We start from the raw sequence: 19,202 nt of genomic DNA on the forward strand, positions 1-19,202 counted from the left end.
CGCCACACCCGCACGAGTACGTCGCACTGAACCCCACCCCCCACTCCCACAAGGAGAATTCATGCGACTTCGCATACGCGGCTCAGGCGCCGGGAGCGGCAGACGGACCGCCGCCCTCGCCACGCTGCTCGCCCTGGCCCTCGCGGCGCCGCTCTCGGCGAACGTGTCCGCCAACGCGGACAGCGCCGGCAGCCCCGCCAAGGCGGTCTCCTCGGCCGACGACATCCGGCAGTACGAGGTCCGCCTGCACGCGACCGCCAAGGACCGCACGGCACTTCAGCAGTCCGGCGTGACCGTGGACGCCAGCGACGACCACGGCGTCGTGGTCTCCGGCCGGGCGGACCAGATCAAGAAGCTGAGGGCGCTCGGCTACGACGTCACCCCGCTCGGCGCCGTCCCCGACCGGTCCGCCGGCGAGGACGACGTACGCCTCTACGACTTCCCGTCCGGTGACTCGCGCTATCACAACTACGCGGAGATGACGAGCGAGATCAACTCGATCGTCTCGGCCAACTCCTCCATCGCGAGCCAGCGTGTCATCGGCACGTCGTACCAGGGCCGGAACATCGTCGCCATCAAGATCAGCGACAACGTCGGCACCGACGAGGCCGAGCCGGAGGTCCTGTTCACCCATCACCAGCACGCCCGCGAGCACCTCACCGTCGAGATGGCGCTGTATCTGCTGCGCGAGCTGACCTCCGACTACGGCAGCGACTCCCGGGTCACCAGCATGGTGAACAACCGGGAGATCTGGATCGTGCCCGACCTCAACCCGGACGGCGGCGAGTACGACATCGCCTCCGGCTCGTACCGGTCGTGGCGCAAGAACCGGCAGCCCAACTCCGGTTCGTCGGCCGTCGGGACCGACCTCAACCGGAACTGGAACTACCGGTGGGGCTGTTGCGGCGGCTCCTCGGGATCGACGTCCTCGGAGACATACCGGGGCGCGTCCGCCGAGTCGGCACCCGAGGTGAAGGTGGTCGCGAACTTCGTGCGCGGCCGGGTCGTCGGCGGCAAGCAGCAGATCACGGCCGGGATCGACTTCCACACCTACAGCGAGCTGGTGCTGTGGCCGTTCGGGTACACGTACTCGGACACCGCGACCGGGATGACCGCCGACGACCGCAACGCGTTCGCCGCGGTCGGGCAGAAGATGGCCGCGAGCAACGGCTACACGCCGGAGCAGTCCAGCGATCTGTACATCACCGACGGTTCGATCGACGACTGGCTGTGGGGCAACCAGAAGATCTTCTCGTACACCTTCGAGATGTACCCGAGCTCCGGGGGCGGCGGGTTCTACCCGCCCGACGAGGTGATCGAGCGGGAGACGGCCCGGAACCGGGATGCGGTGCTGCAGTTGCTGGAGAACTCGGACTGCATGTACCGGTCCATCGGCAAGGAGGCCCAGTACTGCGGCTAGTCACACGGCGTCGGCGTCCTCGGCGGGTTCGGCGCCTTCGGTGCCCTCTTCGAAGTAGGCGTCGAGGACCGCGTCCAACTGCTCGTCCCACTCCTTGAAGCGGCTCCTGGCCGTCGCCTCGATCTCGATCGGGTACCAGCGGCGGTCAGGAGTGTGCACCGTGACGGTGTACCGCTTCCCGAAGCGCGGGGACTCGGTCTCCACGGCGCCGATCTCGTCCCAGCGGAAGTCGCACTCCTGGTCGTCCAGGCAGAGCCGTACGCCCTTGTGGTCGGCGACGATCCGGGCCCGGCGATCGGCGGCCTCGAAGACGGGCCCGCCGACCGGCGCCTCGTCATCGTCGCCGTAGTCCTCGACGTCGTCCTCGCCGTCGTCCTCGCCGTCGTCCTCGACGTCGGCCTCGACGTCGGCCTCGTCGCCGGTCTCCTCATCGGCCTTCGCCTCGGGCTCCTCGGCGTCCTCGAGGACCGTCTCCTCGAAGTCGCCGTCCTCGGCCGCGTCCTCCTTCTTCGACGCGGGCGAGGTGAGCCCGGGGATGAAGGCCGGGTCGAACCCGGCGCCCTCCAGGGGCTGGCTGCCTGAACCTATGCGCTGCTCCACAGCCGAGCAGTATGGTCGACAACCCTGTGTCCCGCACAACCAGCCCCCGCATCGTTATACGAAGACGCTCAACACCCCAGCCACCACGAAACCCGCCACCGACAGCACACTCTCCAGCACGGTCCACGTCTTCAACGTGTCCCGCTCGCTGATGCCGAAGTACTTGGCGACGATCCAGAAGCCGCCGTCATTGACGTGCGAGGCGAAGATCGAGCCTGCCGAGATGGCCATGATGACCAGGGCGATGAAGGCCTGGGAGTGATCGCCCTCGGTGAGGAGGGGGGCGACGATGCCGGCCGTCGTGACGATGGCGACCGTCGCCGAGCCCTGGGCCACTCGCAGGACCAGCGAGATCAGGTACGACAGGACGAGCACCGGCAGGCCGACGTCGTTGAAGGTGTCGGAGAGGGCCTGGGCGACGCCGCTGGCCTTGAGGACGGCGCCGAAGACACCGCCCGCGCCGACGACCAGGAGGATGTTGCCGACCGGCTTGAGTGACGATGTCGACACCGTCTCAAGGGACTTGCGGGACCAGCCGCGACGGATGCCCAGCAGGTAGTAGGCCAGGAGCAGGGCGATCGTCAGGGCCACGAACGGGTGGCCGAAGAACTCGATCACCGAGCGGGTGGTGGAGGGGTCCAGCGCGATCGAGGAGAACGTCGCGGCCAGGATCAGCACCAGCGGCGTACCGATGATGCCGAGGACCGTGCCGAGCGGGACGGGTGTCTCCCGGGGCTCCACCCCGGCGTTGCGCTGCTCGTTGATGACCGCGAGCTTCGCCTCGGCCGCCGCCTCGACCATGTCCTGCGGCACGGCGACGAAGATGCGCTTGCCGATCCAGGCCGAGAACACCCACGCGGCCAGCACCGCCGGGATACCGCAGACGATGCCCATGAGGATGACCCAGCCCAGCTCGACATGGAGCAGGCCGGCCGCCGCGACCGGACCGGGGTGCGGGGGCAGGAAGGCGTGGGTCATCGACAGGCCGGCCAGCAGCGGCAGGCAGTAGAGCAGGACGGACTTGCCGGAGCGCTTGGCGGCTGCGTACACGATCGGCGCGAGGACGAAGATACCGACGTCGAAGAAGACCGGTATGCCGAAGATCAGGCCGGTCAGGCCCATGGCGAGGGGGGCTCGCCGCTCGCCGAAGAGGTGCAGCAGACGTGAGGCCAACACCTCCGCCCCGCCGCTGACTTCGAGGATGGCGCCGAGCATGGTGCCCAGGCCGATGATGATCGCGACATGGCCGAGGATGCCGCCCATGCCGGACTCGATGGTGGACACGGCGTCCGACCGCTGGACGGTGCCGAAGAGTTCGGTGACCGACAGACCGGCCATCAGGCCGACGGCTATGGAGACGGCGAGCAGAGCCACGAACGGCTGCAGTCGCACCTTGATGATGAGGAAGAGCAGAAGCGCGATGCCGATGGCGGCGACGGTGAGCAGTCCGGCCGTACCGTCGATGAGCAGGAGCAGTCCGCCGGTGTGGGGTGGGGTCTCGGCAGGGGCCGATGCGGCGAGCGGGAGGGACAGAGGGGGCATCAGGGGGTCCTCGGGGTAAGTACATACTGCTTTCGGGCAGGGGGGATCGCGGCATGGCGTCCCAGGGGAAGCTGGACACCATGCCGTATGCGGCGTGCGGGAGTTGAGCAGGCGTCAGCCGAGTACGGCCAGCGCGTCGATCTCGATGAGCAGCCCCGCCGGCAGACCGACGTACACGGTCGTACGGGCGGCGGGCGGCTGGGTCAGCCCCTGCTCCTCGAAGTAGGTGTTGTAGATCTCGTTCATCTCGGCGAAGTGCGCGACGTCCGTCAGATAGACGCGGATCATCATCACGTCGTCCCAGGAGGCGCCGCCCTCCTCCAGGATCGCCTTGACGTTGGCGAGGGTCTGGAGGGTCTGCTCACGCAGGGTCGGTCCGGCGGGCGTCGGGGGCTGCCCCTCCACCGCGGGGAGGAAGCCGACCTGCCCGGCCACCTGGAGGATGTTCCCCTTCTTCACGCCGTGCGAGAACTTGGCGGGCGGGGTGGTGTGGGTCTTCGGGGTGAGTGCGATCTTGTCGGTCATACGGTGCCCTTCGCTGAGGTTCTGCCGGAGTACTCGCCGCTGATGTCGTCCGCCGTACGGCGCACCAGCGGGAGCAGGGTGAGGAGTTCGTCGGCGGTGACGACGACGTTCGGCGCGGAGACCGACATCGCGGCGACGACGCGGCCGTCGGCACCGCGGATCGGTGCGGCGACGCAGTTGATGGACTCCTCGTGACCACCGAGGTCGGTGGCCCAGCCCTGTTCGCGCACCTTGGCCAGTTCCCTGAGGAAGGCATCCGGGTTCGGTGTCGAACGGGCCGTGTACATGGGGTAGTCGAGCTTCTCGGCGAGGACGCGGCGCTCGTGGTCGGGCAGATCGGCGAGGAGCAGCTTCGCGACGGCGGCGACGGTGATGGCCACCGGTTTCCCGATCCGGGAGTACATCCGCACCGGGTACCGGCTCTCGACCTTGTCGATGTACAGCACCTCGTCCTCCTCGTACACGGCGAGGTGGACGGTGTGCCCGCACTGCTCGTTGAGCCGGGCGAGGTGGGGGTGGGCGATCTCGCGGATGTCGAGGTTCTCCATCGCCTCCTGCGCGAGGGCGATGAGGCGGGCGCCGAGGCGGTAGCGCTGGTCGGACTGGCGGTAGACGAGACCGTGCTCGTGCAGGGTCCGCAGCAGCCGCAGGGCGGTGGACTTGTGGACGCCGAGGCGGTCGGCGACCTGGCCGAGGTCGGCGGGGCCCTCGGCGAGCAGTGGCAGGATGCTCAGCGCGCGGTCGACGGTCTGGCTCATGGCGTACGTACCTCCTCGTCGGCCCGCTTAGTGGCTTGCGTCCAGCCGGGGCCGAGTCGAAGTTTCTCCCACCCGGCGGCGTCGAGGGCGGCCAGGCGGTCGGCGGTGTCGTGGGAGGGGGGTGGGGCCAGGTCGCCGGGGGCGGTGAGGGTGGCGGCGGCCCAGAGGTGGCCGTGGCGGAGGCAAGCCCGTACGGGCAGGCCGCGGAGGGTGGCGGAGAGGAAGCCGGCGGCGAAGGCGTCACCTGCGCCGGTGCTCGCCACGACGTCAACAGCGACGGCAGGTTCGAAAGTGCCCCGCGTGGGGGCCGGCCGGGGGTGGGTGTCGCCAAGGGGCGCGGGGAACTGCGCGACCAGCCACGACGAACCCGCGCCCGAAACGAATGCGGTGGCCCCCGCTCCCCCTTGCTTCACCACCAGCACATGCGGCTCGGGCAACGCGTCACGCACCGCGTCCGGTCCTCCAGTGATCCCCCAGGCCTCCTCCGCCTCGTCCTCCCCCACGAACACGACATCGGCACCACGCGCCAGTTCCAGCAGCACCCGCGGACCGTCGGCGTCACGCCACAGCCCCGATCGGTTATTCACGTCGAAGGACACGAGAGGGTGTCCGGCACGCGGAGCGGTCAGCTCCCGCATCAGGGCGAGACAGTCCTGCGACAACGCCGCCGTGATCCCCGACAGATGCAGCACCCGCCCCGAACGCAGCGCCCCCAGGTCCACGTTCTCCACGGACATCGCCGAGGCCGCCGACCCCGCCCGGTAGTACGCCACCTCGTGGGCCTCGGTCGCCCGGTCGCCGGCCGTGCGGAAGTACACGCCCGTCGGGCGGGCCGCGTCCCGTCCCACGGCCGAGACGTCCACGCCGTACCCCCCGATCGCCTCGACCAGATGGTCGCCGAACCCGTCGGCCCCCACCCGGCTCACCCACCGCACCGCGTGCCCCGCGGCGGCGAGCCCGCACACGACGTTGGACTCGGCGCCCCCGATCCCCCGCTCGAAGGACGGCACATCGGCGAGGCGCCCGGGGCGAGTGGGCAGGAACGTGACCATGGACTCGCCGAGCGCGACGACGTCCACGACGTCGGGGGCATTGCGGGGTCCGGTGATGGTCACGATCGTCGTAGCTCCAGGCCTTGTGCGGGTGGATCGGCGGCTCCGTTGACCCGCGGTTGGCCGAGATGTTAGACAGCGCTCAGCGATATACGCAATGAGTGTTGCAGAAGATGCAACGCCACAGATCAGGGAGGTTCCATGAGCAACGAGGCGCTCGCCCGCCTGGCCGAGGAACGCGTCGACCACCGCTTCAAGGGCCTCCCCCCGGACGCCGACGGCCTCACCGTCGCCGAGCTGACGGCCCAGCGCCGCAACCTCTTCACCGGCGGCTTCGCCACCCCCGTGCTCGCGCTCTCCGCCGAGCGCCTGGAGCACAACCTCGACCTCATGGAGACGTACGCCGCCCGCCACGGCCTCGCCTTCGCCCCGCACGGCAAGACCTCCATGGCGCCCCAGCTGTTCCAGCGGCAGATCGAGCACGGGGCGTGGGGCATCACGCTCGCCGTGCCGCACCAGGTGCGGGTGGCGCGGGCGTACGGCACCGAGCGGATCTTCCTCGCGAACGAACTGGTGGACGCGGCCGCCCTGCGCTGGATCGCCGCCGAGCTCGCCGCCGACCCGTCCTTCCGTCTCATCTGTTACGTCGACTCCGTGCGCGGAGTCCAGCAGATGGACGCCGCCCTCCGGGCCGCCGGGGCCACCCGCCCGCTGGACGTCGTCATCGAGCCGGCGGCCGGCGAAGGGGCCCGTACCGGTGTCCGTACGGAGGCGGAGTGCGTCGCGGTCGCGGACGCGGTGGCCGCCGTGTCCACACTGCGGCTGGTCGGCGTCGCGGGGTACGAGGGGGAGGTGCCGCAGGCCAGTCCCGAGCGCGTGCACGCCTGGCTGCGCCGACTGGTCACGCTGGCCGTGGAGTTCGACAAGGCGGGCCGGTTCGCGGGGCTGGACGAGATCGTCGTCAGCGCGGGCGGCAGCGCGTGGTTCGACGCCGTGGCGGACGTGTTCGCCGAGATCCCCGAACTCTCCGCCCCCGTACTGAAGCTGCTCCGCTCCGGTGCGTATGTCTCGCACGACGACGGCCACTACCGCAAGCTGACCCCCTTCAACCGGGTCCCGCAGGAGGGCGCCCTCGAACCCGCCTTCCGGCTCTGGGCCCAGGTCGTCTCCCGCCCCACCCCCGAGCAGGCCTTCGTCAACGCGGGCAAGCGGGACGCGGCGTACGACCTCGATCTGCCGTTCGCCCAGGTGGTCCGCCGCGACGGTGCCGAGCGCCCGGCCACCGGCATCTCGGTGACCGCCCTGTCCGACCAGCACGCGTGGCTGACGACGACCGGGGAGGCGGACCTGGAGGTCGGGGACTGGCTCGGGATGGGGCTGTCCCACCCGTGCACGTCCTTCGACAAGTGGCAGCTGATCCCGGTCGCCGAGGCGGACGGGACGGTCGTCGACTACATCCGGACGTTCTTCTAGAGACATTAGAGACACTAGAGACAGGGGAGGTGGCGGTCGTGGAAGAGCTCGTCATCCGGGACGCGGAGGTCGTGGACGGCAGCGGCGGTCCGTCCTACCGCGCCGATGTCGTCGTGGACGGCGGCAGGATCGTGTCGATCGTCCAGGAGGCGGCCGCGGCCGGCTGCCAACGCCCCGAGGCACGGCGGGAGCTGGACGCGGAGGGCCTCGTCCTCGCCCCCGGCTTCATCGACATGCACGCCCACAGCGACCTGGCGCTGCTCCGGGACCCCGACCACAGCGCGAAGGCCGCACAGGGGGTCACCCTCGAAGTCATCGGCCAGGACGGTCTGTCGTACGCCCCCGTCGACGACCGCACGCTGGCGGAGGTGCGCCGGGCGATCACCGGCTGGAACGGCTCCGGCGACGACATCGACTTCGACTGGCGGACGGTCGGTGAGTACCTGGACCGCCTCGACGCCGGCTTCGAAGGCCGCGGCATCGCGGTCAACGCGGCGTATCTCGTTCCCCAGGGCACGGTCCGCGCGCTCGCCGTGGGCTGGGAGGACCGGGAGGCGACGCCGGACGAGCTCGACCGGATGCGGCAGTTGGTCGCGGAGGGCCTGGAGCAGGGCGCGGTCGGCCTGTCGTCCGGGCTGACGTACACGCCGGGCATGTACGCCAAGGACACGGAACTCACGGAGCTGTGCCGGGTGGTGGCGTCGTACGGCGGCTACTACTGCCCGCACCACCGCTCCTACGGAGCCGGGGCGCTCCAGGCGTACGAGGAGATGGTGGCGCTGACGAGGGAGGCGGGCTGCGCGCTCCATCTCGCCCACGCCACCATGAACTTCGGCGTGAACAAGGGCCGGGCGCCGGAGCTGCTGTCCCTGCTGGACAAGGCGCTCGCCGAGGGGGCCGACATCAGCCTGGACACCTACCCCTACACCCCCGGCTGCACGACCCTCGTCGCCATGCTGCCGAGCTGGGCGAGCGAGGGCGGCCCCGAGGCGATCCTGGCCCGTCTGTCGGACGACGACACCGCCGAACGGATCCGCCACCACATGGAGGTCATCGGCGCCGACGGCTGCCACGGGGTGCCCATCGAGTGGGACACGATCGAGATCTCGGGCGTGAGCGACCCGGCGCTCGGGGACTTCGTCGGCCGTACGATCCAGCAGTCGGCCCACGCGCGGGGCGAGGCCCCCTGGGCGACCGCGCGCCGGCTGCTCCTGGCGGACCGGCTGGGCTCGACGATCCTCCAGCACGTCGGCCACGAGGAGAACGTCCGCACGATCATGCGGCACCGCGTCCACACGGGCGGCTCGGACGGCATCCTGCGGGGCACGAAGCCGCATCCGAGGGCGTACGGCACGTTTCCGCACTACCTCGGCCACTACGTGCGGGAGTTGGGGGTGCTGTCCCTGGAGGAGTGCGTGGCCCATCTGACCGCGCGCCCGGCGGCGCGGCTGCGGCTGCCGGACCGGGGCCTGGTCCGCGAGGGCTACCGGGCGGACCTGGTGCTGTTCGACGCGCGGACGGTGGCGGCGGGCTCGACGTTCGAGGAACCGAGGAGGCTCCCCACCGGCATTCCGTACGTCCTCGTCGACGGCCGTTTCGTGATCGAGGACGGGCGCAGGACGGACGTACTGGCGGGGCGGGCGGTCCGCAGGACACCAAAGTGATCCCTCGGTGACCTGAGGACCACCCGCCGCACGATGGGTGGCTACGGCTTGGGCAGCACGCACCCGCTCGCGCTCAGGTCGAGCTTGTTGTCGACGCCGAAGCAGGCGGGGATCTGGTAGGTCTCCTGGGCGTAGTTGATGCCCTGGCGAACGGTGACGTTGCCGCTCTCGTCGACCTCGCACGGGTTGTTGACCGTGCAGCGCTGGCCGTCCTCGTTGCCGGTGTTGTTGACGGCGACGACCTTGTTGGTGGCCTGGTCGATGACGGGGGAGCCGGAGGTGCCGCCGATGGTGTTACAGGCGGACGTGTAGCGGACCGAGTCCTTGAAGGTCCAGTCGCCTTCCTTGAGGCGGTAGGCGAACCCGTCGATGTTGCAGCTGTACAGCCGCTTCCAGTAGCCGGAGGCGACCGTGATGGCCGTGCCGGCGACCGGGTGGGTGTCGGCCACGGTCAGCGCGTTGATCCCGTACGAGCTCTTGATCTGCCCGTACGTGGTGGTGAGCTGATAGATCGACACATCCGTGTCGGTCATCGTGCCGTAGGCGATCTTGCTGGCGCGCAGCGTGGCGATCCGGCTGCCGTTGGCGTTGAGCAGACCGAACGTCCGGCTGGAGGCCCGGTCGACGACGACCTCACCGGGTCCCGGCATGCCGGTCTCCAGACAGTGGCCGTTGGACATCACCAGCGCCGGGTCGTTGTCCTCCGAGGCCGGGAAACGGACGACCGAGCCGGAGCAGTTGCTGAGCGAGACGGTACCCGCGAAGTTGACGGCCCTGGCCTTGGGGTTCAGGACCTGGTCGAGGCTCGCCGTGGTGGAGGTGACGGCGTCCCGGACCACCGAGGTGACCGATTGGGTGTCGGCACCCTTGCCGAAGGACTGGGCCGTCTCCACGGGAGCCGCGGCCGCGGGTGCGGCGCCGGCCCCGGCTATCGCCAGGGCGAGGAGGGCGGCGCCGAGAGGTTTTCTCATGTGGGGGTCCCCTCATACGAGGAAGGTGACCGGAAAATCTCCGGCCACCCGCACTTTTGTCATGCGCATTGTCACGCAAGAGGGGGGTGCGGACAAGGAGTTGGTTACCCGTGAGTCCGGGCCGTAGGGGTTTCTCTATCACGGCGGATGAGGCACTCCGGCCGGGCGGCGCAGGACGTTCACGAGAGGGCGATGAGATCGCCACAGTCGACGTGCGCGCTACTGACCGCCCGGCCTTCAACCGGGCTTCTTGGTGCTGCCCTGTCCTCGTCCGGGCTTGCTGTCCGAGTTGCCCGGCGCGGTCGCGGTGGTGGTGGGCGTGGAGGGCGCCTCAGCGGTGGAGGTCGGGTCGCCCGAGGGCTCGACGGTCTTGCCGTCGGAGCCGGCGCCGTCCGACGCGGTCGGGCTCGCCGAGCCGCCCGGGGAAGGGCTTCGCGAGGAGCCGGCGTCGTCGGACCCGCGGGCGCCTGCCGACGTACCCACGGAGGGCTCTTCGGGCATCACCGCGTCTCCGGACGTCGTACCCGTCCGGTCCCCGGTCTGCGTGCCCCCCTCCGAAGAGGACCCGGACAGCGAGAACCCGGCTATCAGCGCCGCCAACGACACCGCCCCCACCGCACCCGCGGCCATCGCGAAGCGCGGCGAACGCCAGAGGGCGGGCTTGCGCCGGGCTCGGCGGTGGCCGCGCCGCTCGCCGGGGTCCTCGGTGTAGTCGTAGCCGTCCTCGTAGACGTAGTCGTAGCCGCCGGCACGGTCGACGCCGTCGACCCCGCCGTCCACAGGGATCGCGTCCGCCCCGTCGACCACCGGAGGCAGCTCGGTCGTCTCGTCGTAGGCGTTCTGCCAGCCGTGGGCGACGGCGGGGTCGATGTACGCCTCGTACACCGGAGACGGCTCGGCATGCGGGTGATACACGTTCGGGGGAGCCTCCTCCCGGCGCGCACCCGGGGCGGCGGGAGCGGCTGCGGAGTGATGCACGCCGTTCGCTCCGTACATCCCGTTTTCGTGCTCAGACGGCCTGGACATGACCGCGCATTGTAGAGACGGGAGAGGCCCATGGGACAGTTACCGACGATAACGGTCCAAACCCTCACGTCTCACGTGTCGGAAAACACGGCCCAAGGGGCGTTACCGGGCCGTAAGCTCCTGGACATGCAGGTGATCCAGTCGACCAAGCTCGCCAACGTCTGTTACGAGATCCGGGGCCCGGTGCTCGAGGAGGCGATGCGACTCGAGTCGGCGGGGCATCGGATCCTCAAGCTGAACACCGGCAACCCGGCGGCGTTCGGCTTCGAGTGTCCGCCCGAGATCCTGGAGGACATCCTCCGCAACGTGTCGTCGGCCCATGGCTACGGCGACGCGAAGGGCCTGCTGGCCGCACGCCGGGCCGTCGTCATGCACAACCAGACCCTCGGCATCGAGACCGACGTCGAGCACGTCTTCATCGGCAACGGCGTCTCCGAACTGATCGTCATGGCGATGCAGGGACTCCTCGACGACGGGGACGAGGTACTGGTCCCGGCGCCCGACTATCCGCTGTGGACCGCCGCCGTGTCGCTGTCCGGCGGCACCGCCGTGCACTACCGGTGCGACGAGCAGTCCGACTGGATGCCCGACCTCGCCGACATCGAGCGCAAGGTCACCGACCGCACCAAGGCCATCGTCATCATCAACCCCAACAACCCGACGGGGGCCGTGTACGACAAGGCCATGCTCCGGGGGCTGACGGACATCGCCCGGCGGCACAACCTCCTCGTCTGCTCCGACGAGATCTACGACAAGATCCTCTACGACGACGCCACCCACACCCCGACCGCGGCCGTCGCCCCCGACCTGCTCACCCTCACCTTCAACGGCATGTCGAAGGCGTACCGCGTCGCCGGGTACCGGGTGGGCTGGATGTCGATCTCGGGCCCCCGCGCCCACGCCGACTCCTACATCGAGGGCCTCACCATCCTCGCGAACATGCGGCTGTGCGCGAACATGCCCGGTCAGCACGGGGTCGTGGCCGCGCTGAGCGGGCGGCAGACCATCAATGACCTGGTGCTGCCCGGCGGGCGGCTGAAGGAGCAGATGGATGTCGCGTACGAGCTGCTGACCCAGATCCCCGGCGTGACCTGCGTGCGGCCGAAGGGGGCGCTGTATCTCTTCCCGCGCCTCGACCCCAAGGTGTTCAAGATCAAGGACGACCGGCAGATGGTCCTGGACCTGCTGCGGCGCGAGAAGATCATGGTCGTGCAGGGCAGCGGGTTCAACTGGCCCGAGTCGGATCACTTCCGGGTGGTGACCCTGCCGACGGTCACGGATCTGCGGGACGCGGTGGGACGGATCGCGCGGTTCCTCGACGGATACGGCCAGCCGTGACACAGCGTGTACAGGCCGTCCGCTTTTGCGAACCGCTCAACTTTAGACAGAATCTAAGCTAGGATGGTTTCCTGTCAGCGCACAGGAGGCCATCCCCATGTACGAACCGATCCGAACCAAGTCGGTCCACAGCACGATGGCCGGCAACACCACCGACTTCCCCCACCGCTCCCGCGAGGAGGAGTTGGACATCCAGCTCGCCGGCCACCTCGCCGCGCTGCTCGCCGTCACGGACGAGCTGCGCGCGACGGCGCCCTCGGAGGACCTGGACATCGCGGCCGACCGGCTCGCGGACCAGGTGGCCCGGCTGCGGGAGGGACACAGGCCCGCCCGCGCGGCGGCCTCCGGCCCTCAGGCGAAGCTCGCGGCACTGCATCGGCGTGCGCACGCCCTCGCTGGGCGGGCGCTGGTCGTCGCCGCCTCCCGGGCGGACACCGCCGCGGCGATTCTGGCCGCCGAGCGGATGGACGCGCACTCCGCCGCGCAGGCCGAGCCGCAGGAACTCACCGGCGTCGGCTGACCCCCCTGAACGGCCCCGGTCCGCGTGCACCCGCAGCGACGCGCGGACCGGGTTGCCTCAGTCCGCGCCCCTGAAACACAGGGCGTGTTGTACCGGGACCGGTGCGACACCTCCCGTTCACCGCCATTGACAGGGAACGTTGGATTCCGGGAGCACTCTCCCCGGCGTGAGACGAATCGCAGGAATCATCCTCGCGGTGTTGCTGATCGGTGGCGTGGTGGTCGCCGTCGTCGCGGGCCGCAGTAGTGAGGACGGCACGGCAACGAAGACCGTGCAGGCGGTGATCGGGTCGGAGAAGGCCGAGTTCTTCGCCGATCCCGACGTGGTGAAGGCCCTCGCCGCCAAGGGCTACACCGTGAAGGCCGAGACCTCCGGGTCCTGGGCCATGGAGGGGCTGGACCTCAAGGGGTACGACCTCGCGCTCCCGTCGAGCCAGGCGCCGGCCGTCGCGCTGGCGGCGAAGTACAAGGTGACGGGGACACTCCCCCGCCCCTTCTACTCGCCCCTCGTGGTCGTGGCGCACAAGAACGCCGCCGCGGTGCTCGCGGCGAACGGCCTCGCCACGCTGGACGAGCCCCACCGCGGCACCCTGAAGATGACCGCGTATCTGGACGCCGCCCGCGACGACCGCACCTGGCAGCAGCTCAAGGGCGCCCAGAAGTACGGCGAGTTGACGGGCACGCTCTACCTGTCCAGCACCGACCCCGAGACCTCCAACTCCGGCGCCCTCTATCTGGCCGCCGCCTCCTACGTCGAGAACGGCGGCAAGGTCGTCGCCGACGACGCCGGGATCGACCGGGCCGCCCCGCTGCTGCACAAGCTGATCAGCGTGCAGGGCGCCCAGCAGTCCGGCAGCGACGCGCTCTTCCGGGACTTCGTCAGCGGTGCCGGCAACCCGCTCGTCGTGGTCTACGAGTCCCAGGTCGCCTCGCTGCTGGCTCAGGGGCAGCAGCCCGACGACCTGGTCGTCCTCTACCCGGACACCACGGTCAACAGCGACCACACCGTCGTCCCGCTGACCGAGAACGGCAAGGCCGTCGCCGAACTGCTCTCCTCGGACCCGAAGTTGCGCGAGCTGGAGGCCCGGCACGGGTTCCGTCCGCAGGGCGAGGCCAGTGAGTTCGCCTCGGACACCACCTACCTCAAGCAGGAACTGACCGGCGTCCACCAGGCGGCCGTGCCCACCTCCGAGGTGCTGCACGAGCTGGCGCGACGGGCGCGCGGATAAGGGGGGCACAGCACATGAGCAGCAACGACGACACCTTCGTCCTCACCCCGCCCGAGCCCGTGGCCGCCGTGCCGCGCGAGAAGGCCGGCGGACTCGTCCCGGTCGACGACGGCGTCCGTACCGACATGGCGAACAAGGCCGGCGCCTACGTCGAGGGGCTCGCGGCGCTCGACGCCCGCTCCCCCGAGTTCGCCGGCAAGGTCGGCGAGATCACCGCCCTGGGCGCCGGCGAGATGCGTACCGCCGCCGCCCAGTCCAACCGCATGCTGGAGCGGACCATCCGCAGCCTGCCCGACCAGGGCGGGGACGCCCAGTCGCAGGTCGCGGGCTCGCTCGTCGAGCTGCGGAGGGTGGTCGAGGACTTGGACCCGCGGGACCTGCCCGCCTCCAAGGGGCGCAAGTTCCTCTCCAGGCTGCCCGGCGGCAACAAGCTGCGCGACCACGTCGCCAAGTACGCCTCCGCGCAGGGGACCCTGAACAAGATCGTCGGGTCGCTGCGGGGCGGACAGGACGAGCTGCGGCGGGACAACGCCGCCCTGCAGACCGAGCGGGTACGGCTCTGGGAGACCATGGGCAAGCTCCAGGAGTACGTCGTGCTGACGGAAGCCCTGGACACGGCCGTGGAGCAGCACATCGGCCAGGTCGCGGATCCCCAGCAGGCCGACGGTCTGCGGGCCGACATCCTCTTCCCGGTCCGGCAGAAGCACCAGGACCTGCTGACCCAGCTCGCGGTGTGCGCGCAGGGCTACCTCGCCATGGACGTCGTACGGCGTAACAACGAGGAACTCATCAAGGGCGTCGACCGGGCCGCGACCACGACCGTCTCGGCGCTGCGCATCTCCGTGATGCTGGCCTCCGCGCTCGACAACCAGAAGAAGGTCATCGAGCAGGTCAACGCCCTGCGCGGGACCACCGAGGACCTCATTCGCGGCAACGCCGAGATGCTCGCCACGCAGAGCGGCGAGATCCAGCGCATCGCCGCCGACCCGGCGGTGGGAGCGGAGACCCTCCGCGGCGCCTTCCAGCAGATCTACCGCACGCTCGACGCCATCGACAGCTACAAGGTCCAGGCGACCGAGGCGATGGCGGCCACGGTGGAGAACCTGACGGCCGAACTGCAGCACGCGAGCGGCTACTTGGAGCGCAGCCGCACACAGGGCGCGTTGGAGGGCGGTCTCGGATGAGAGCACGGCTTCTCGCCGCCGCGCTCGCCGCGGTGGCCCTGCTGACCTCCTGTACGTCGCAGAAGGCGGGCGACAAGCCTCAGGACGGCCCACAGCCCGGCACTCTCCGGGTCCTCGCCTCCAGCGAGCTCAGCGACATGGCCCCGGTCCTCGACCGGATCGCCGAGGACACCGGCATCGAGGTGCGGCCCACCTACATGGGCACCCTCGACGCCGTGGAGCTGCTGGCGAAGGGGAAGGCGGACGGGCAGTACGACGCGCTGTGGCTGTCCTCCAACGACTATCTGCGGCTGCGGCCCGAGGTGGCGAGGAAGGTCGTCTCGGAGACTCCCGTCATGTCGAGCCCCGTCGCCGTCGGGGTCAGGACGACGGCCCTCGGCTCGCTGGGCTGGAAGCCGGGCGACGTCACCTGGTCGCAGATCGAGCAGGCCGTCCAGGACGGAAAGCTGACCTACGGCATGACCGACCCGGCCCGCTCCAACTCCGGCTTCGCCACCCTCGTCTCGGTCGCCTCGGCCCTCTCCGGCGCCCAGTCCGCGCTCACCGACGCGGACGTCACGAAGGCCACGGCCCGGCTGAAGGAGTTCTTCACGGGGCAGAAGCTGACGTCGGGTTCGTCGGGCTGGCTGGCGACGGCGTACCGGCGGCGCGGGAACGTGGACGCGCTGCTCAACTACGAGTCCGTCCTCAAGGGCATCCCGGGCCTGACGGTGATCCGCCCGAAGGACGGCGTCGTCACCGCCGACTACCCGCTGTCCTCCCTCGCGTCGACGAGCGCCGCGACCCGCGACGACGTCCGCCGCCTCACCGAGGCGCTGCGCACCGAGGACGTCCAGCGGATGATCACCGAGCGCACCCATCGCCGCCCGGTCGTCCCCTCCGTCGATCCGGCGCCCGGCCTCGACACCGGCCGGCGGCGCGAACTGCCCTTCCCGGGCAGCCGTTCCGTCGCCGACGGACTGCTCGACGCGTACGAGAACGAGCTGCGCCGCCCGTCCAGGACGGTCTACGTCCTCGACACCTCGGGCTCGATGAAGGGCGACCGCCTGGCGCAGCTGAAGAAGGCGCTCACCGACCTCACCGGTGACTTCCGCGAGCGCGAGGAGGTCACACTGATGCCGTTCGGGTCGGCTGTGAAGAGCGTGGCCACGCATGTCGTGGATCCGGCCGACCCGAAGGCCGGGCTCGCAGGCATCCGCGAGGACACCGACGCGCTCACCGCCGAGGGCGACACCGCCATCTACACCTCACTGGAGGCGGCGTACGAGCATCTGGGCGCCGACCGGGACACGTTCACGTCGATCGTGCTGATGACGGACGGCGAGAACACCGCGGGCGCCGATTCGGCCGACTTCCACGCCTGGTACCTCGGCCTGGACCGCGAGCGGCGGGCGACGCCCGTCTTCCCCATCCTCTTCGGCGACTCCAGCAAGTCCGAGCTGGAGTCCATCGCCGAGCTGACCGGCGGCCGCCTCTTCGACGCCCAGGAGGGCTCTTTGGACGGCGCCTTCGAGGAGATCCGTGGCTACCAGTAGAACGGCTCCGGGCAGGGCGCTGGCATACCTGGAGTCCCGCAAGAACATCGCCGGGAGCGCGTGCGGGCTGGCCGGAGTCGTGCTGACCTTCACCGGGGTGGCGGGTCCGTACTGGCCCGTCGTGGTCGCCGGACTGTACGGCGCGGGCGCGCTGATCGCCCCGCCGGAGCGGCCCGCGCTGCCCGACTTCCCGGACCCCTCGGCCCAACTGGACGAGGTGCGGGGCGACTTCGAGAAGCTGCGCGGCTATCTGACGGACATCGAGCTGTCGGTCACGGCCGCCGCCCGGCTGCGTGAACTGACCGAGCTGCTGGCCGCGTTGCTCGAAAAGGGCTGGGTGGCCGAGCTGCTGGCGCACGATCCGGAGGGCGTGCACGTGCTCTCCCGGATCGTGCGGCGCGATCTGCCCGAGGCCGTCGACAGTTTCGTACGGACGCGGTGGTGGACGCGGATGTCGCCCGGCACCGACTCCCCGGAACTGCATCTGGAGCGGCAGCTCGGCCTGTTGAAGAAGGACGCCGAGCAGCTGGCGGCGGGCCTGCGCGAGGCGGAGGCCCGCCGCCAGGAGTCGCACACCCGGTATCTGGAGGACCGGGACGGGACCGCGGGCGGATCTACCGTCTGACGTACACCGTCGCCGAGGCGGACGACGCGCTGTGCAGGTCGTCGCCCGGCCAGCTGACCGTGTAGTCCGCGTCGCCCCGGGTGCGCGGCAGGTCGTTGATCGTGAAGGTGCCGTCGGCGGCGACCGTCACCGACGACAGCGTGCCGGTGCCGAGCCGGTCGGTCCGGGTGACCTTGAGGACCGCCCGGTCCGGCAGGGCCTTGCCCTGCGCGGTGAACGTACCGGTGATCTCGACACCCGTGCTCAGCGAGCCCTCCTCGGGCGCGGTGAGCGCGATCGAGGTGGGCGCCTTGCCGACGGACACCATGGTGGTGATGTCCTCGGCGGGGCGGTGGGTCAGGTCGCCGAGGTAGGAGACCTTGTAGGTGGCGTCGCCGACGAGGTCGGGCTCGTCGAGGACGGAGAACGTGCCGTCTTCCTTGACCGTGAAGGTGCCCAGCTCGTGGGTGCCGTTCGCATCCGTGCGGGTCGCCCTGACCTTCAGGGGCTCGGTGGGCGCCGGGCCGTCCTGCTCCAGCTTGCCGCGCACGGCGAGCGGCTCACCGGCCACGGCCTGGGCGGGGCTGTGGGTCAGACCGCGGGTGAAGCGGGCGTCGTACTGGACGGCCGGGGGCTGGATGATGTGCAGCCAGTACTGGTTGCCGGCCGCGTTGGTGGTGACCGCGAACAGCCGGGAGCCGTCCGCCGCCCACTCCAGGCCGCGCGGCGCGACCCGGTCGCCGTCGAGGCTGCCCTCGAAGGCGAACTCCAGCGGGGCGGTGGCGTCGGCCGGGTCGGCGGGCTGCACCAGCAGGTCCGGCGTCGAGCCGGTGGCCGCGGCGCCGCGCGCGATGTACTTGCCGTCGCCGCCGAAGGCGACCGCGCTCGCGGAGGCACCGGCGGGCAGGGCCTGGTAGCCGTCGGCCGCGTCGGACAGGTCGCTCGTGTTCAGCAGCCGGGTGCCCGCGCTCGCGTCGGCCACGGCGACCTTGCTGCCGTCGGCGGAGAACGCCATGTCCTTCAGGTTCAGGGCGCCCTTGCCGTCGGCGTCGGCGAAACGGCGGGCGGCGTTGCGGACCAGGGAGCCGCCGCCGGCGTCGTACACCGTCAGGAACGGGTCGGTGGCCGAGGAGTTGAGCGGCTGGCCCATCAGCATCCGGTCACCGGGACCGGCCTCCAGCTGGAGCTTGCCGTAGTCCTGCCAGTTGGTGCGCGCCACGGTGTTGCCGGCCGGGGCGTAGGAGTCCAGGTAGGTCAGCGTGGTGTCGCACTGCGCGGTGTAGTACGAGTACGGCGTCGTGTAGTACACCTGCCCGCCCGAGTAGGCGAGGCTGCGGCCGCAGGTGTCGGTGGAGACGTACAGGCCGTTGGAGGTGTAGGTGCTGGTGTCGTAGCGCCAGATCACCTCGCGTCCGCCGACGTAGAGCGTGGAGCCGTCGGCGTTCAGGGCCAGGCCGGAGATGTGCTGCGTGGTGCTGATCGTGGTGATCCGCTCGCCCTGGAAGTTGTAGACGGCGATCAGACCCGGGTTCTGGTAGCTGCCCATGTTGCTGTCGGCGACGTAGACCCGTTGGTGCGCGGAGTCCACCGCCAGCGCCGAGTACGAGCTGATCGGCAGCTTGGCCACGGCCTCGGAGGCCGCCGCGTGGGCCGCGGGCGCGGCGGCGACGGTCAGGCCGGCCCCGGCGAGTGCGGCGGCGAGCAGCGTGGCCGCGAGACGTCTGGGACGGTGTGCTGTATTCAACTGTGCCCCCCACAGGCT

Annotated in this window: 17 protein-coding genes; 9 read left to right on the forward strand and 8 right to left on the reverse strand. The window is 70.4% G+C overall.

Annotated features, from left to right (window positions below):
* The first annotated feature begins 61 nt into the window (after nucleotides 1-61).
* Complete coding sequence (locus ACZ7NC_RS29465) at nucleotides 62-1,420, forward strand: M14 family metallopeptidase (protein WP_471492519.1); 1,359 nt, start codon at nucleotides 62-64, stop codon at nucleotides 1,418-1,420.
* On the opposite strand, the gene ACZ7NC_RS29470 is transcribed toward ACZ7NC_RS29465, so the two are convergent.
* From ACZ7NC_RS29470 to ACZ7NC_RS29490, 5 genes are all read right to left on the reverse strand, one after another.
* Nucleotides 1,421-2,020 (reverse strand): hypothetical protein, encoded by a 600-nt coding sequence (locus ACZ7NC_RS29470; RefSeq protein WP_471492520.1) that lies wholly within the window; start codon nucleotides 2,018-2,020, stop codon nucleotides 1,421-1,423. It abuts the gene before it with no gap.
* A gap of 54 nt (nucleotides 2,021-2,074) precedes the next feature.
* Nucleotides 2,075-3,562 carry a GntP family permease gene (locus ACZ7NC_RS29475; protein ID WP_471492521.1) on the reverse strand — a complete coding sequence of 496 codons (1,488 nt, stop codon included), beginning with the start codon at nucleotides 3,560-3,562 and terminating at the stop codon, nucleotides 2,075-2,077.
* A 114-nt stretch (nucleotides 3,563-3,676) separates the two neighbouring features.
* Nucleotides 3,677-4,087, reverse strand: coding sequence for a RidA family protein (locus ACZ7NC_RS29480; RefSeq protein WP_471492522.1), 411 nt, complete (start codon nucleotides 4,085-4,087; stop codon nucleotides 3,677-3,679).
* Nucleotides 4,084-4,845: an IclR family transcriptional regulator gene (locus ACZ7NC_RS29485; RefSeq protein WP_471492523.1), complete on the reverse strand. Its 762-nt coding sequence runs from the start codon at nucleotides 4,843-4,845 to the stop codon at nucleotides 4,084-4,086. The genes ACZ7NC_RS29480 and ACZ7NC_RS29485 overlap by 4 nt, the downstream gene beginning before the upstream one ends.
* Entirely contained in the window at nucleotides 4,842-5,960 is a 1,119-nt protein-coding gene (locus ACZ7NC_RS29490) for a sugar kinase (RefSeq protein WP_471492524.1), read from the reverse strand. Before ACZ7NC_RS29490 ends, ACZ7NC_RS29485 begins: the two co-directional genes overlap by 4 nt.
* A gap of 138 nt (nucleotides 5,961-6,098) precedes the next feature.
* Between ACZ7NC_RS29490 and ACZ7NC_RS29495 the strand changes: the two genes are divergently transcribed.
* Both ACZ7NC_RS29495 and ACZ7NC_RS29500 read left to right on the forward strand, forming a co-directional pair.
* Nucleotides 6,099-7,370: an amino acid deaminase gene (locus ACZ7NC_RS29495; protein WP_471492525.1), complete on the forward strand. Its 1,272-nt coding sequence runs from the start codon at nucleotides 6,099-6,101 to the stop codon at nucleotides 7,368-7,370.
* 38 nt (nucleotides 7,371-7,408) lie between these two features.
* Nucleotides 7,409-9,034 carry an N-acyl-D-amino-acid deacylase family protein gene (locus ACZ7NC_RS29500; RefSeq protein ID WP_471492526.1) on the forward strand — a complete coding sequence of 542 codons (1,626 nt, stop codon included), beginning with the start codon at nucleotides 7,409-7,411 and terminating at the stop codon, nucleotides 9,032-9,034.
* Nucleotides 9,035-9,075: 41 nt separating this feature from the next.
* Here ACZ7NC_RS29500 and ACZ7NC_RS29505 read toward each other — a convergent pair whose 3' ends face one another.
* Nucleotides 9,076-10,005 (reverse strand): trypsin-like peptidase domain-containing protein, encoded by a 930-nt coding sequence (locus ACZ7NC_RS29505; RefSeq protein ID WP_471492527.1) that lies wholly within the window; start codon nucleotides 10,003-10,005, stop codon nucleotides 9,076-9,078.
* A 237-nt stretch (nucleotides 10,006-10,242) separates the two neighbouring features.
* Nucleotides 10,243-11,031, reverse strand: a complete 789-nt coding sequence (locus ACZ7NC_RS29510) for a hypothetical protein (protein WP_471492528.1) — start codon at nucleotides 11,029-11,031, stop codon at nucleotides 10,243-10,245.
* 126 nt (nucleotides 11,032-11,157) lie between these two features.
* On the opposite strand from ACZ7NC_RS29510, the gene ACZ7NC_RS29515 reads away from it, so the two are divergent.
* The 6 genes from ACZ7NC_RS29515 to ACZ7NC_RS29540 all read left to right on the forward strand — a co-directional run bounded on the left by ACZ7NC_RS29515 (nucleotide 11,158) and on the right by ACZ7NC_RS29540 (nucleotide 17,461).
* Nucleotides 11,158-12,369, forward strand: coding sequence for a pyridoxal phosphate-dependent aminotransferase (locus tag ACZ7NC_RS29515; RefSeq protein WP_471492529.1), 1,212 nt, complete (start codon nucleotides 11,158-11,160; stop codon nucleotides 12,367-12,369).
* 97 nt (nucleotides 12,370-12,466) lie between these two features.
* A complete protein-coding gene (locus tag ACZ7NC_RS29520; RefSeq protein WP_471492530.1) occupies nucleotides 12,467-12,889 on the forward strand; it encodes an SCO4983 family protein in 423 nt (140 codons plus the stop codon).
* A 166-nt stretch (nucleotides 12,890-13,055) separates the two neighbouring features.
* Nucleotides 13,056-14,117: a hypothetical protein gene (locus tag ACZ7NC_RS29525; RefSeq protein ID WP_471492531.1), complete on the forward strand. Its 1,062-nt coding sequence runs from the start codon at nucleotides 13,056-13,058 to the stop codon at nucleotides 14,115-14,117.
* A 14-nt stretch (nucleotides 14,118-14,131) separates the two neighbouring features.
* A complete protein-coding gene (locus ACZ7NC_RS29530) occupies nucleotides 14,132-15,301 on the forward strand; it encodes a toxic anion resistance protein (protein ID WP_471492532.1) in 1,170 nt (389 codons plus the stop codon).
* A complete protein-coding gene (locus ACZ7NC_RS29535; protein ID WP_471492533.1) occupies nucleotides 15,298-16,836 on the forward strand; it encodes a substrate-binding and vWA domain-containing protein in 1,539 nt (512 codons plus the stop codon). The genes ACZ7NC_RS29530 and ACZ7NC_RS29535 overlap by 4 nt, the downstream gene beginning before the upstream one ends.
* Complete coding sequence (locus ACZ7NC_RS29540) at nucleotides 16,823-17,461, forward strand: hypothetical protein (protein ID WP_471492534.1); 639 nt, start codon at nucleotides 16,823-16,825, stop codon at nucleotides 17,459-17,461. Before ACZ7NC_RS29535 ends, ACZ7NC_RS29540 begins: the two co-directional genes overlap by 14 nt.
* Here ACZ7NC_RS29540 and ACZ7NC_RS29545 read toward each other — a convergent pair.
* Entirely contained in the window at nucleotides 17,451-19,184 is a 1,734-nt protein-coding gene (locus tag ACZ7NC_RS29545) for an Ig-like domain repeat protein (protein WP_471492535.1), read from the reverse strand. The genes ACZ7NC_RS29540 and ACZ7NC_RS29545 overlap by 11 nt on opposite strands.
* Nucleotides 19,185-19,202 lie beyond the last annotated feature (18 nt).

The organism is Streptomyces sp. NPDC111802 (genome assembly GCF_055634335.1).

What these genes read in the sequence shown, in the direction of transcription:
- ACZ7NC_RS29480 (WP_471492522.1), bottom strand. Translation starts at nt 4,087, where the DNA reads ATGACCGACAAGATCGCACTCACCCCGAAGACCCACACCACCCCGCCC.
- ACZ7NC_RS29475 (WP_471492521.1), bottom strand. Translation starts at nt 3,562, where the DNA reads ATGCCCCCTCTGTCCCTCCCGCTCGCCGCATCGGCCCCTGCCGAGACC.
- ACZ7NC_RS29465 (WP_471492519.1), top strand. Translation starts at nt 62, where the DNA reads ATGCGACTTCGCATACGCGGCTCAGGCGCCGGGAGCGGCAGACGGACC.
- ACZ7NC_RS29515 (WP_471492529.1), top strand. Translation starts at nt 11,158, where the DNA reads ATGCAGGTGATCCAGTCGACCAAGCTCGCCAACGTCTGTTACGAGATC.
- ACZ7NC_RS29485 (WP_471492523.1), bottom strand. Translation starts at nt 4,845, where the DNA reads ATGAGCCAGACCGTCGACCGCGCGCTGAGCATCCTGCCACTGCTCGCC.
- ACZ7NC_RS29510 (WP_471492528.1), bottom strand. Translation starts at nt 11,031, where the DNA reads ATGTCCAGGCCGTCTGAGCACGAAAACGGGATGTACGGAGCGAACGGC.
- ACZ7NC_RS29495 (WP_471492525.1), top strand. Translation starts at nt 6,099, where the DNA reads ATGAGCAACGAGGCGCTCGCCCGCCTGGCCGAGGAACGCGTCGACCAC.
- ACZ7NC_RS29520 (WP_471492530.1), top strand. Translation starts at nt 12,467, where the DNA reads ATGTACGAACCGATCCGAACCAAGTCGGTCCACAGCACGATGGCCGGC.
- ACZ7NC_RS29530 (WP_471492532.1), top strand. Translation starts at nt 14,132, where the DNA reads ATGAGCAGCAACGACGACACCTTCGTCCTCACCCCGCCCGAGCCCGTG.
- ACZ7NC_RS29505 (WP_471492527.1), bottom strand. Translation starts at nt 10,005, where the DNA reads ATGAGAAAACCTCTCGGCGCCGCCCTCCTCGCCCTGGCGATAGCCGGG.
- ACZ7NC_RS29535 (WP_471492533.1), top strand. Translation starts at nt 15,298, where the DNA reads ATGAGAGCACGGCTTCTCGCCGCCGCGCTCGCCGCGGTGGCCCTGCTG.